The 13,594-nt window shown below is 35.8% G+C and carries 13 protein-coding genes and 1 tRNA gene; 4 read left to right on the top strand and 10 right to left on the bottom strand.

All coding sequences use genetic code 11. The annotated features are described in order from the left end of the window. Positions 1-161: 161 nt before the first annotated feature. Positions 162-1,076 carry an IS110 family RNA-guided transposase gene (locus LA754_RS04285; RefSeq protein WP_457923598.1) on the bottom strand — a complete coding sequence of 305 codons (915 nt, stop codon included), beginning with the start codon at positions 1,074-1,076 and terminating at the stop codon, positions 162-164. 3 nt (positions 1,077-1,079) lie between these two features. Next, a protein-coding gene (locus tag LA754_RS04280; RefSeq protein ID WP_410530061.1) for an IS630 family transposase occupies positions 1,080-2,091 on the bottom strand; the annotation gives its coding sequence in 2 pieces (ribosomal slippage) (positions 1,080-1,610 and positions 1,612-2,091; 1,011 coding nt in all). 192 nt (positions 2,092-2,283) lie between these two features. Between LA754_RS04280 and LA754_RS04275 the strand changes: the two genes are divergently transcribed. Then, positions 2,284-3,068, top strand: a protein-coding gene (locus tag LA754_RS04275) for an IS5 family transposase (protein ID WP_457923730.1) whose coding sequence is annotated in 2 segments (ribosomal slippage) — positions 2,284-2,605 and positions 2,605-3,068 — 786 coding nt in all. Because the reading frame shifts where the segments join, the coding sequence is not laid out codon by codon here. Positions 3,069-3,335: 267 nt separating this feature from the next. Here the strand turns inward: LA754_RS04275 and LA754_RS04270 are convergent. The 3 genes from LA754_RS04270 to rpmE form a co-directional block, all read right to left on the bottom strand. Continuing rightward, positions 3,336-4,799, bottom strand: a complete 1,464-nt coding sequence (locus LA754_RS04270) for a hypothetical protein (protein ID WP_186809127.1) — start codon at positions 4,797-4,799, stop codon at positions 3,336-3,338. A gap of 83 nt (positions 4,800-4,882) precedes the next feature. Then, a complete protein-coding gene (locus LA754_RS04265) occupies positions 4,883-5,677 on the bottom strand; it encodes an NAD kinase (protein ID WP_006279281.1) in 795 nt (264 codons plus the stop codon). A 38-nt stretch (positions 5,678-5,715) separates the two neighbouring features. After that, positions 5,716-5,919, bottom strand: coding sequence for a 50S ribosomal protein L31 (rpmE, locus tag LA754_RS04260; protein ID WP_007548602.1), 204 nt, complete (start codon positions 5,917-5,919; stop codon positions 5,716-5,718). Positions 5,920-6,047: 128 nt separating this feature from the next. Here rpmE and fabD point away from each other — a divergent pair, with 128 nt between their 5' ends. Beyond that, positions 6,048-7,028 carry an ACP S-malonyltransferase gene (fabD, locus tag LA754_RS04255; protein WP_006279343.1) on the top strand — a complete coding sequence of 327 codons (981 nt, stop codon included), beginning with the start codon at positions 6,048-6,050 and terminating at the stop codon, positions 7,026-7,028. A gap of 39 nt (positions 7,029-7,067) precedes the next feature. Here the strand turns inward: fabD and gpmI are convergent, their stop codons facing one another. Continuing rightward, positions 7,068-8,588 (bottom strand): 2,3-bisphosphoglycerate-independent phosphoglycerate mutase, encoded by a 1,521-nt coding sequence (gpmI, locus tag LA754_RS04250; protein WP_077188299.1) that lies wholly within the window; start codon positions 8,586-8,588, stop codon positions 7,068-7,070. Positions 8,589-8,621: 33 nt separating this feature from the next. Further along, positions 8,622-8,693, bottom strand: a tRNA-Asn gene (locus LA754_RS04245). Between the two features lie 557 nt (positions 8,694-9,250). Between LA754_RS04245 and LA754_RS04240 the strand changes: the two genes are divergently transcribed. After that, positions 9,251-9,403, top strand: a complete 153-nt coding sequence (locus tag LA754_RS04240; RefSeq protein WP_457923597.1) for a hypothetical protein — start codon at positions 9,251-9,253, stop codon at positions 9,401-9,403. 635 nt (positions 9,404-10,038) lie between these two features. On the opposite strand, the gene LA754_RS04235 is transcribed toward LA754_RS04240, so the two are convergent. Further along, on the bottom strand, positions 10,039-11,175 hold the full coding sequence (locus LA754_RS04235; protein WP_077190397.1) for a cysteine desulfurase family protein: 1,137 nt from the start codon (positions 11,173-11,175) through the stop codon (positions 10,039-10,041). Between the two features lie 155 nt (positions 11,176-11,330). Between LA754_RS04235 and LA754_RS04230 the strand changes: the two genes are divergently transcribed. After that, the gene (locus LA754_RS04230) at positions 11,331-12,029 is read left to right on the top strand and encodes an alpha/beta hydrolase (RefSeq protein ID WP_077188295.1); all 699 of its coding nucleotides are present in this window, start codon (positions 11,331-11,333) and stop codon (positions 12,027-12,029) included. A gap of 238 nt (positions 12,030-12,267) precedes the next feature. Here the strand turns inward: LA754_RS04230 and LA754_RS04225 are convergent, their stop codons facing one another. Both LA754_RS04225 and LA754_RS04220 read right to left on the bottom strand, forming a co-directional pair. Then, complete coding sequence (locus tag LA754_RS04225) at positions 12,268-12,942, bottom strand: ABC transporter ATP-binding protein (RefSeq protein WP_077188294.1); 675 nt, start codon at positions 12,940-12,942, stop codon at positions 12,268-12,270. A 194-nt stretch (positions 12,943-13,136) separates the two neighbouring features. Further along, positions 13,137-13,592: a HesB/IscA family protein gene (locus tag LA754_RS04220; protein WP_006279857.1), complete on the bottom strand. Its 456-nt coding sequence runs from the start codon at positions 13,590-13,592 to the stop codon at positions 13,137-13,139. Between the last annotated feature and the right edge of the window lie 2 nt (positions 13,593-13,594).

The following is a 13,594-nucleotide window of genomic DNA, read 5'->3' as shown; positions in this document are numbered from 1 at the left end:
GCAAACTCTAATATTGTAATACTTTATTTATAAGTACATTTATATTTGTGGGTAATAGTAAGGAATGACACCGTCTTGGATGGAAACCAGTGTCAGCTACTTTCATGACACCATCACAAGGTGAAACTGGATCCCAGACACTGTCTCTGCTGTCAAACAAATTATCCAACAAAATTACAATTAAATGGTTGATTATTTTTAAGAATACCAAAAAAGACATGCATTAATTTTCGCATTAACGCAAGAACTATGACTTTTGGACATTTGCCTTTACTTGCTAGACGCTGACAAAACTTTTGAAAATGATTATTATGGTTTTTGACTACTATAGCTGGCATATAAAGAGCTTTTCGAATACGCTCAGATCCTATTTTGCATATGCAACTTCTCTTACTTACTGACGATCCCGATTGATAATGTCCTGGATTTAGACCAGCAAAAGCTGTAAATTGTTTAGCATTGTCAAAGTTATCAACTGATGGCATTTCTGCGACAACAGCAACAGCAGTAAGATATCCTATACCTTTTATAGTCTTAAGGTTTTCCACCATATTTTTTAGATGTGGATAGTTATTTATATGCTCATTAATTTCTTTTTCGAGAACAATAATTTGCTCCTCTATTGCCAAAATTACTTTAGATATAGCTTCTTTGCAACTGGAATGCATATTTTTGTTTTCCAAGCGATTTGTCTGTTGCACCTTATCATCTTTTAGCGATTGCATGCAACGGTAAAGCTCCCTCAAATGCCTCATTTCAGGTGTAATGGGCTTCCAAAGAGCAGGTTTGTTGGCGATACAAAATCTAGCTATCATAGCTGCATCTGATTTATCTGTCTTATTTCTGAGCAGCTCACTTTTGCCAAAAGCTTTGATTTGGGCTGGGTTTACTATACTGACATTATGTCCTAAATCGTGCATAAAAGTAGCCAAATCTTCTCCATACCAACTAGTTGCTTCAAGACATAAATGAGTAAGATTTGCTCCATGGCCATTGCACCAAACTACAAGTTTTGCAAAACCATCTTGATTATTTTGAAAGACTTTGTGTCGTTTTTTACTGTCCACTAATACCAATTCTCATTGTTGTCCAGTCAAATAGGAAACATTGCAGAGTTGTTTAATTGTGGAGCTGGCAAGAGAAGTAATAAATTTGCACAAAGCACCCTCAAGTAGAGCAATTGTATCGTATATTTTATTGCGCAAAATGTTCTGTTTTATATATAACCAAAGCCTCTCAACAGGATTTAGCTCAGGTGAGTATGGAGGTAGGTATATAATGTCGATATTTTTAGGTACCTTTAAATTTTTTGACCTATGCCAACTAGCACAGTCCATAACGAGAAAAGCCTCTCGTGTTTCTAGATATTGCGAAATTTGCTCAAGAAATATGTTCATGCAATCAGTGTTGACATTTGGTGCAAATAAGCTAGAACTCTCTCCATTTCTAGGATTAACTGCACTATAGAGATAGAAATTTTGCCTACCTAATTTTGTTTTAACCTGTGTTCTAATCCCCTTTTTAAACCACCCATGTCCAACTTTTGAATGTGTGCCAAACCGTGATTCATCAAAGAAAAATAGCTCTTTTTCTGGATACTTGCTAATAGCTCAATTGAGATTTTTTTTTGAATTCCTCTTGTTTGCTTTTATCTTGTCCATTATGAACTGGTCTTGGTGTAATATATGAGAATTTCATCTTTTGCATATGGCGGTGTACTGTAGATTTGCTGATATTTAATCCGAACTTTTCCTGGATTCTTATTCTCATTTCTTTAATGGTGATATTAGGATTTTCTTCTATCCACTCTTCAATTTGCTGTAGTTGAGCCTGATTTAATTTAGTTTTTCTACGACGTTGTGAAGGAGCAAACAGTTTTTCTTCTCTGCCAATTTTCAAGAGTTTTACCCACGAAGTTAGTGCGCTTCTTGAAATGCAATATATTTTTGCTACAGCCGTTATACTGTACTTTTTTGCTGCAATTACAGCATTTAGTTTTTTTGAAACATATGCATTATTCCTTACTTTCTTCAGCATTTCTTTTGCTGATTCTACTACTTTTTCATCCAATAATTTTGATCTTAATGCCATTTAAACCTCGCTATTTTACTTACTTCAGTATGGCTTTTCTTCCATCATTGTCCATCTGTTTGCCCTGTAATGGGAATTGGTATTAGAGGTTGTCCGGAAACAAGTAAAAGGCTATAATATCTGAAATTTTAGTACGGGGTAAAGATGAGAAAAAAGTATCCAACAGATCTAAGCGAAAGGGAATAGGCAAGAATAGAAAAACACTTCAGAGTATCATACAAGAAAGGAGGAAGGCCGCCAAAGTATAGCAAAAGAGAAATATTAGAAGCAATTTTCTATGTATTGCGTACAGGGTGTCAATGGCGGTATTTACCAAATGATTTTCCGCTATGGAAGACTGTGTATGAGCAGTTCAGGCAATGGAAGAAGCAGGGAATTTTTGAGAAAATGAATTATGAAATTACAAAATATAGTAGAAGAAAAATAGGAAGGAATGAGCAGCCAAGTGCCTGTATAGTAGATAGTCAATCTGTAAAGACTACAGAAAAGGGGGGATCAAAGGCTATGATGGAAGTAAAAAAGTAAAGGGTAGAAAAAGGCATATAATTACAGACACTCAGGGTTTTATACTAGGTTGTTACGTAGGCGCTGCTAAGGAAAATGATAGAGATGGTATTAAAATAGCATTAAACAATATGAGAACAAAATATACTAAAGTTAAAAAAATGTGGGCTGACATGGGATACCAAGGAAGAAATTTAAAGAATCACATAAAGGAAGAATATGACATAGATATTGAAATTGTTACAAGGCCTCCATGTAGATTTTGGGTGCACAAAGATACGCCACCTGAGCTACTACCAACAAGAGAACAAGGGTTTAAAGTACAGCCAAGAAGATGGGTTGTAGAAAGGACTTTTGCTTGGGTTAATAGGAATAGAAGGCTATCGAAGGAGTATGATTTACTCACAACATCCACTGAGAATTTCATATACCTAGCTATGAGTAGGGTTATGTTAAAGAGGGAATATGCTTGAATTTACTTGTTTCCGGACAACCTCTAACTATTGCATTCCTGAGCATTTTGATTCATCATTCTCTTTGTGAAAAACATTCCAAACTTTCTCTCCACTTTTTCTGGGTAAGGTCAGTCAGCTACTTGGATGACAGGGGAGGGAGGTGCTACCCTGACAATCGTCATCCCGCTACGTGTTAGCGGGATCTAGAGATACCGCGAATGAATCGCGGTATGACGGTCTGCAGCGGTATGACGTAGGGCTGCACTAGCTATATCATGCATTTTATTAACCGACACTATAAACAACATCCTTACAATTATGAGATTGAACCACAACTTGCTCAAGCGTTAAGCTGCTGCGTTTAGCGTCTTTACCGTGGTTTTCCCCAAGAACATTTGTTCTTTCGTGTTTTATTTCTTCAATGAATTTCTTGTTAACGCTTTCAGGGTCAATCTTTTCCTGCGAATATATAAGATTAGTGCAATTTGTTTTTCTATAATAATGTATGCCAAAACCCACAATGAGTAATGCAAGTATACCAGAACCTATAAGTAGTGATAACCCTATGTTATTAGTCAAAGGGTTTTGGTAAAATTTTTGTACACCATTAACACCATGTGTTGCAAGTAGCCCTAGAGGAAACGCTATATTTGCAGCAACTACACCAGTAAATAATGCAGTAAATATTGGTCTGTCGTTAATTACTGATTTTATTTTATTAGTTCTAGTAATTACTTTTTCGTCAATGTTAGTGAAGCCTTGTTTAGCTTCCCAAGCATTAAGTACAAAATTTGAATGAGTGCCATTGCTATATTCCAGTCTTACAGATTTTATAGCTTTATCTTTTGGCTGGTGCTCCAACACCTCAGCTAAAATTTTATCCGCATCTTTTTTTTGAATGGAATGTTCTTCAGTATCTATAAATTGCCTTGTTGCAAAAAATATTGGACCAATTGTAAGCAATGCAGCAAGTGCGATAACTGGTATAGTGATATATTTTGGGCTGTTTGTAAAAAATGCAATAAATTTTGCTTTATCTTGTAAATATAATAAAGCTGCAGATATACTGAGTATAATAGCACTTGCACCAAAAATTATAAAACCCTTCTGCTGCATGGCATACTTTGCTCTTGGCAAGAATCTGTTTGTTTTTTTATTTGTTGTGCTACCTATATCAGAATTTAGTGACAAAGACTCTTCAGAGTCATCTTTGCTTTTATACGATGGTAAAGTATTTGAAGACGCACCTAAATCATCTTTTGAGTTTTGACCACCTATTCCACTGTCTAAACTCTTTTTCGAAGATTTTGCATTTGGGTCTATAGCTGCATAAATATGTTCTTCTGATCCATTACCAGATAATCCTCCTAAACCTAAACTTGCTGTTTGTGATACCCAATCATGAGTCTCACCTTTTGTTTCTTCTAGGGAAGGAGGTAGTACTTCAGTACTAAGACCAAACAAATTTTTGTCTTCTTTGTCTTGTAAACCTGGAGCTTTTGGCAAAATCGGTGGTGCTCCATCACCATCTTTTTGTCGATTTACAGATGCGTAAGTAGGATCCACTTCCTCATCATCTGATTCTTCATGTGACATTCCCTGCACACGTGGTACTACATTCAGTACACTTGAGATAGCATTTCCTGCTTCTTCAGGCGATGGTGGATCTTTTAGTGTTATCTTGCTATTGTCACCTGTTTGTTCGTAAGAAGTTAATTTTACTGTTGATTTTTCGACTGACCCATGCATATTCACTCCAAAGTTAATTACTATGCTGCATTGATTACGCTATAGTTATTAAGATATAGTAAATACCAATTTACGGATAATTATTAGTATAGAAATTGTCTATCAAAGATTCTTTCATTCAGAGGGTAATCTTTGTCAAAAAGCAAAGTGATTGTGTTCTCATGGTCTTTTTGTATTTTTATCTGTGATATATCATGAAATTCTTTGTAATCTGATACTACAAGTGCTGGACGGTTTTTTGTGTCGTTAATGTCAATTTGTACGATTGTATCGTTTGATATTAACGCTCCATTCCAATGCCTTGGGTAATAGCTATTGATAGAGGTTAATGCAAGTAAATTTGAATTTAGCGGCAAGATTGGGCCACCGGCAGAGAAGTTATATGCAGTGCTACCTGTGGGAGTAGATAATATTACTCCGTCCCCTCTAAATTTTTCTACTTTTAGCTTATCATTAATAGTGATATTCATTTCTACTATTTGGTTTGCTTTTCTAAAAACATATACCTCGTTTACCGCTATGTAGTGATACCTCTTGCCACTTGTGTCTGTTGCTTCCATTTTTAGCAAAGTTAACTGAGTTGAAGTTGCATGTTCTATATGATCAATTAAATCTTCACTGCGGCTAAAGCATTTATTCATCAAAAACCCAACATTGCCGGTATTTACCCCATACACATGCATGTTTTTATTTTCTATAACGTAATTATGCAAGGTACGCAGCATAAAGCCATCACCGCCAACAACTATCAGTAGATCAATTTCGGACTTATTTTCTTCTGTTATATTGATAAAATTAAGTTTCTTTAATAGTTTAGATACTTCCTGCGATTTTGGTGATGGAGAAACAACATAGCCTATATTTTTGTATCTATGCATGCTTCAGTAAACTCTCTAAAACTTAAAGAGGAGGAAAATTAGAAAATGCTTCCATATTTATCGTTAAACTTAGCTAATTTGCTAGTTTTACTTGCTAACCCGCTTGTCAAACTTCCAGTCCATGCAGGGTGAGTAAGAGGATCTCTATCAAGTTTTACCCTATCTCCCTCCTTTCCATAAGTGGAACGAGTTTCAAACTCTTGACCGTCTGTCATAACTATAATAATTTTATGATAATTCATTGTTGTTTATAAACTTTTAGTCAGTTAATATTCTAGTGAACTTAATTCACTAAGTCAATCATTATTCTAAAATATTGACAAAAAATAAATAAAGTAGTATATTTAATAAGGAATAAATAATAACTATCATGATTTTTGCTTTCCCCGGTCAGGGCTCTCAGTTTGTAGGAATGGGAAAGAGCTTATATAGTGAGTTTTCTGTTGCAAGACAAGTATTTAATGAAGTAGATAGCATATTGGATAGAAAGCTGTCTCATTTAATCTTCAACGGTCCTATTGAAGAATTAACCATTACAGAAGACGCTCAGCCAGCTATAATGGCAGTATCAATTGCAATGCTACGTGTTATGGAGCATGTGTTTGGCAAATCTCTTTTCACTGATCACAATGTTAAATATGTTTGTGGGCATTCAGTTGGCGAATATACAGCGCTGTGTGCTGCAGGAGCGTTAACGCTTGAGTCTGCAATCAAGCTGCTGAAAGTTCGCAGCGAAGCAATGCATGAAGCTTCACTGAAATGTAAAGGCGGAATGGTTGCGTTGCTTGGAGCAGAGATAAATGAAGTGGAAGATATATTGAAATCAGTTCAAATTGACGGAATTTGTGAAATTGCAAACGATAACGGTGGCGGACAAGTGGTTATAAGTGGCACTAGAGAAGCTCTTGAAATGTTACCCGATTTATTCAAAAACTCGAGTGTGAGGAAACTAATTAAATTACAGGTTAGTGGGCCTTTTCATTCATCTCTTATGAAACCTGCTGATGAAAAAGTTTTGGAGTTTTTGAAGGGTATTAAAATAACCCGTCCTATAGTTCCTTTGATATCAAATGTTACAGCTAAAGAGGAGAGTGATCCCAAAGTTATAAAAACTTTACTCGCCAAGCAAGTTGTAAGCAGAGTGAAATGGAGAGAAATGGTTTTGTATATGTCAAGCCGTGGCATTAACAAATTTGTTGAAACTGGCCCTAATAAAGTTTTATCTAATTTGGTCAAAAGAATTGACCAATCTATCAGTACAAAAAATATAGATAGTATTGGTGATATTGACAGCTTCTTTAATGAATCATTAGTACTAACAGCGAAAAATTTAAAAGTTGGATTAAGTTAAAACACATCTATTTGATGTCATTCCGGTGCATAACGCTGCCTAGCTGGAATGACAGAGGGTAATGCAAGAAATCAACGAACTGCCTGTCATTTCGTTTGGTTTTTTAATTCCAAGTAGCTGTAAAATAGTAGGGGCAATGTCAGATAACCTTCCGTCTCTTAGTTTTAGATTATCGCAAGACACAATAAACGGCACTTTATTTAGAGTGTGTGCTGTATGAGGTGTATTATTTTCTTCATCGAACATACATTCCACGTTACCATGGTCTGCAGTAACAATTAATGCGGTGTTGCTTGACTTTTTAACAGCATTCAGCACTTTCGCAAGACAATCATCTACAGCTAGCACAGCTTTCTCGGCTGCTTTTATATTACCTGTATGCCCTACCATATCAGGATTAGCGTAATTTACAACTATCAGTGCGAATTCTTGGGAGTGAATTTTTTCTACAAGCTTTTCTGTGAGCTCGAAGGCTGACATTTCGGGCTGCAAATCGTAAGTTTGAACTTTTGGTGAGGGAATGAGTATTCTTTCTTCACCAGAGAAAGGTTCTTCTTTTCCACAATTGAAAAAGAAAGTCACATGAGCGTATTTCTCGGTTTCGGCGATACGTAATTGTCGTAATTTATTGTCTTCTATTGTTTGTCCTAGAGTATCAGCGAAAGAAGTAGGAGGAAAAATATAAGGAATTTTGAGATCTTCTTTATACTTCATCATACTTAAAATTGAAGAGAATTTTGCTACCTTAGCGTAATCTGTTTTGCCAAGCAAAATACTTGCTAATTGTATCATTCGATCAGCACGAAAGTTAGCCAACAGCACTCCATCTTCTGGTTTTATACCTTGATAATCACCTATTACTGCGGGCCTGATAAACTCATCAGTTATGTTATTTTGATAGTTATTCTCAATCAACGATACTGCATTATCATGACAAGGTGCCTTTGCAAATGCGATAGCCTCATAAGCTTCGATTGTTCTCTTCCACCTGTTGTCACGGTCCATAGCATAGTAACGCCCAGAAACAGTAGCAATTCTTGTGTCATTTCCCTTTATACTCTTTGTAAATTCTTGAATGCATTTTTTTCCTGAATTTGGCAATGTGTCTCTGCCATCTAAAAATGCATGTATCACCACTTTTATTCCATGCTGTGATATTTTATTTGCTAAAGTTGAAATATGCTTTTGATGCGAATGAACACCGCCATCTGACACTAATCCCATTATATGGCATACTCCGTTCTTACTTTTTAGATTACTAATAAAACTTTGTAGATTTGCATTGTTTTCTATTGTTCCAATCTCTTGATTAATGCGCTGAAGGCTTTGCATTACTACTCTACCACTGCCAATATTCATATGGCCAACTTCTGAATTACCTATTTGACCACCAGGTAACCCCACATCATCTCCACAGGCGGATAAACTGCATTTTGGATAATTAGAGCTAATATATTGCCAACAGGGTGGATTTGCGTTGCTGATAGCGTTGTATTTATTATTCTCTATTCCATTTCCCCAGCCATCTAGTATACATAAAACCACTGATTTAATGTTCATATAAAATCAACACTAGAATTTCACAGAGAAACGCTCCCCGGGCCGGATTCGAACCAGCGACCAATTGGTTAACAGCCAACTGCTCTACCACTGAGCTACCGAGGAATAAACCGTTTTTAATTTACCATGTTGAACGTTGGTTGTAAACGTTTTTTGTGTAGACTTTAAGTCCAACTGGTCACAGAAACGAAAAAACTTACTTGACAAACTCCGCCAGCCCTCTTATCATGAAACTGAAGCTATTTATTTATCTTCGCAATCTGTGCAGATTAATGACAAAAAACTTAGGGTATTTGGCGTCTCATGTTTAATTTTTCGCACTACGTGCACCGCATGTCTTTAAAAATTTTTAGGTTTTTACCTATATAAGCCGAAACGCGCTTACAAAGCGTTTAAGACAGCAAAAAACGTCAAATTGACAAGGGAGAATTTGAATACTAGCTATCCTAGGGTTTCTTTGCCTTTTTTCCTGCTTGGTAAATTTCTTAAACACTTGCGGTGTAGGTTAGTTGCAAGTTAAAAGCAGCTAAATCGCTCTTAATCAAGCGTTTTAGAATAAAAAAAACGCCGATATTTTAGTACATGGTAAATATCCAACCACCACGGGGCTTCTTTTGCCTTTTTTTTTATTTGGTAAATTTCTTAATGTTTATGGCTAAAGATTGCACGAATGTTGCAATTACAAAAGCGTTTCTACTAGGAGGGTGTCATCCCAGTGCGTGACACTGGGATGGCTTTGTTGCATCGCTAGCTATGATGGATTAAAGATAAAAAAGATAGGGAATATCAGTAGCTTATTATTCTGGTATTTATAACAAGAACGGTCAGTGAATACCTAAATTTGAGTAAAAGAAATTTCACTACCACTCACTAATCTGGCTAAAATTCAAGAATTTCAATGCTTTAGCTATTTTCAATAGAATTAAATTTATTAATATAAATAACAAATTACTATTCTTAAATTTGATCAGATTGATTGCAAAAAAACAAGATTTTCAATAGGTTGCTTATAATCCTAACTATAGTTAGCCTTTCATAAGTAGCGATGCAACAAAGCCATCCCAGTGGATTTAGCTGCTTTTAACTTGCAACTAACCTACACCGCAAGTGTTTAAGAAATTTACCAAGCAGGAAAAAAGGCAAAGAAACCCTAGGATAGCTAGTATTCAAATTCTCCCTTGTCAATTTGACGTTTTTTGTTGTCTTAAACGCTTTGTAAGCGCGTTTCGGCTTATATAGGTAAAAACCTAAAAATTTTTAAAGACATGCGATGCACGTAGTGCGAAAAATTAAACATGAGACGCCAAATGCCCTAAGTTTTTTGTCATTAACCTGCACAGATTGCGAAGATAAATAAATAGCTTCACTGTTATGATAAGGGGGCTGGCGAAACTTGTAAAGGAATTTTTTACATCTAATTTATAGCTCCCTGCATGATATCACGTATTATCTATACCAAGGAGTTCTGCTTGTAGATATTATACCAACAATCCACTATTTTTTTTATGTCTTGTGGTTTAGTTTCTGGACCTATACTGATTCTAATTGAACACTCTGCTTGCTCTTTTGTTGCCCCCATTGCAAGCAAAACATGGGAAGGCTCAACTTTTCCAGAAGAACATGCGGAGCCATTACTAACTGCAATATGATTCAAGTCAAAATGCATAAGCTGCACATCACTCTTTACTCCTGGCATATAAATAAAACTTGTGTTTGGCAGCCTCTTAGAGTTTTTACCGAAGATTCTTATGTCACTGGCAAGATTTAATAATTCACACTCTAATTGATCACGTAGCTCCTTTACTTCATCCATTTTTGATAGAAGGTCTGGAATATTTTGCAGTGCAGCAGAAAGGCCTGCAATCGCAACAATATTTTCCGTACCACCACGAAATCCCTTCTCTTGTCCACCACCTATTATAATAGGTTCTATCGCAAGTTCTTTATTGAATATTAAAACTCCACTGCCTGCTACACCGCCAAATTTATGGGCGGATAAAGTGAGTAAATCCACTCCTAAATCTTCCATATTAACTTTAATTTTCCCAACACTTTGAGCAGTGTCAGTGTGGCAAATTGCTCCAAACTTGTGTACTATTTTAGCTATTTCCTCAATAGGTTGAATAACTCCGGTTTCGTTATTTGCCATCATAACTGAAACTATTGCTTTGTTTCCTTTAAGTTCGCTTAGAATTTTTTCTAGCTCTAAAAAGTCAGCAATGCCCTCCTGATTAACAGGTATTATATATGGATTACATGCAGAATTAAGAATTGAAGGATGCTCTATAGCTGAAATTATATGCAGGTAGCCTGCTATTCCTCTCATAACAAGGTTATTCGCTTCAGTTGCACCAGACGTAAAAACTATTTCTTTATCACTTGAAACGCCAATAGCACCACGTACGTTATCTCTTGCATCCTGAAGAATCTTCCTCGCTTCTTGTCCTCTCTTATGTAGTGATGATGGATTGAGCGTTTGTTCTGACAAGACCTCAAATATACTTTTTTTTACATTTTTACTAATTGGAGCAGTTGCATTGTAATCAGCATATACGCAACCACTATTTTCTAAAGAGAATGGATTCATCTGTCACTTAAATAAGTTTACCATCAACTATAGCCATAACTATGTACGTTAGCTTTAACACGATAAAAAATTTATTGCAAAAACAGCGAAATTAATACATAATTAATAACTCACGTCATCAATACCTGTCAAGCAGGTTCTTATTAGGAGTTATCATGGTTGAAGTTTTTTTAAATAATGCAACAAGAAAGATGGAAGGTGAATACCACCAAAGCAAAGATGCCAACGCGCCGGTTGTGCTGGTTTTACATCATCATCCTCAATATGGTGGTAATATGGATAGTAAAATTGTACATAGTACATATACGTCTTTTATCGATAACAATTTTTCTGCATTGAAAATTAACTTTCGTGGTGTGGGAAAATCTACCGGAACTTTTGATAAGGGTATAGGAGAATTAACTGACGCTGCGGTAGCCATTGATTGGCTTCAGGAACATAATCCTAGCAATGTTCCAATTTGGATCGCTGGTTTTTCTTTTGGAGCATGGGTGGCTATGCAGCTAACAATGCGCCGCCCTGAGATAGTGGGTTTTATTGCTCTTTCTCTTCCGGTAACTAAGTACGATTTTTCTTTTCTTTCTCCCTGTCCAGTTTCTGGGCTTATAATACAAAGCAGTAATGATACAATCTCAGAAGAAAGCGATGTAACAGAATTAGCAAAAAGGTTGATAAATTCAGTAAGAAGTGATCACATGAAATACCATATAATAGATGATACTAATCACTTTCTAAAGGATAAAGAAGAGGAAGTGACTCAAATCGTGGACAATTATATAAAACTGCGCTTGAATAGTGCAACTATTTCTTTTCAAAAGGTCAAAAAAGAGGTAAGGGTAAAAGAATATGCCTAATCTTTACAAACAAGAGAAATGAGTGTAGTAATATAAATGAAAAGGTTTTGTTATGTTTAAAAAGCTATTATTTTTTGTTTTAGCTGTGTTTATGTTATCGGGGTGTTCCCTAAGTAAACAGCGTAAGTTAAAAAGTCCGTGTATAAAAAGCAATGAAAGCATTTCATGCGAGTTGTACTCTGTTAATGATCATTGGTTAGATAAGTATAAGGCATAGAAATTGTGCTATTTTTCCTATTCACAACTTCACTAATGATCGATCTCTCAATTGGAAAATGCAGTCTGCCTTTTCTGCAAGGAGATGATTGTGTGTTACTATAAGCATAGAGCTGTTATTTTCCTTTACGTATGAATGTAGCAGTAAAAACACGTTAAAAGAATTTGTTGGATCTAAGTTTCCTGTTGGCTCATCTGCAAGTAAAAGCTTTGGAGAATTTACAATGCTTCTTGCAATTGCAACTCTCTGCCTTTCCCCACCCGAAACTTCAGATACCATGCTACTTGCTTTGTTTTCCAGACCAAATTTTTCCAACATTGCTTGCGAATTTTTTTTTGCTTCAGCTTTGCTTTTTCCTGCAATGAGTTGAGGAAGCATAATATTTTCCAACACCGATAACTCTTGTAACAAATAGTGAAATTGATAAACAAAACTAAGAAAATTTCTTCTTACATGAGTTTTATGCTTATTACTGGCTTGTGTGCAATTTATTCCATCTATCGTAACTATACCTGAAGTTGGCTTATCCAACAAGCCTGCGATTTGCAATATAGTTGTTTTCCCTGCACCTGAATTGCCAATCAGCGCTACTACTTGCCCTCTTGTAACACTTAAGTTGATATCCTTTACAACAACAGAATTGTCCTTGAAGCTTTTATCTACAGAAGTTAGTTCTAGTGCTACATTACCACCCATGTTTAAAAGACCTATAACCATACAAATGTTGTGCTTGCATAGCAAATGATAGTGCATGACCAGTAAAAAAGAAATAGAAGAATAAACCTCAGTGTCAAGTATACAACTATACGAACGTTGTGACTTGAGAGCACCCTCCACCAGAGAAGAGTGTCATCCCAGTGCTTGACACTGGGATGACATCAAATTTTTGACTAAACTGAGAAGCTGTTGCCACAACCACACTGGGATTTAGCAAAGGCATTCTTTATTTGAAAACCAGAACCACTGAGATCCTCAGTATAATCTATAACTGAGTTATTTAAAAATTTTGCTGAACAATTATCAACCATTAATACAGGATTGCCATTTTCATCATTAATTACTATATCTTTACCTTTTTCGCTAAAACTGGAGTGGCTTCTATAGTCCTCGCTTTCTTCATCATCTTCATCTTCGTCATCAAACTCATCATCGTAATCATCGTCTTCATCATCCAAAGATAGATTTTTATTCATTTGATCCATAAGAAAATTGTATTTGAAGCCAGAACATCCACCACCTGAAACTGCAACCCGTAAAATGGAACTCTTATCCCCTTCCTGCTCTGCAAGAGAGTGGATTTTTTTTAGTGCATTACCAGTTAAGTTGATGTTGTAATTTGTTGACATAG

The sequence above is a fragment of the Wolbachia endosymbiont of Muscidifurax uniraptor genome, from assembly GCF_054149795.1.
This window is presented reverse-complemented; position numbering and strand designations above follow the sequence as displayed.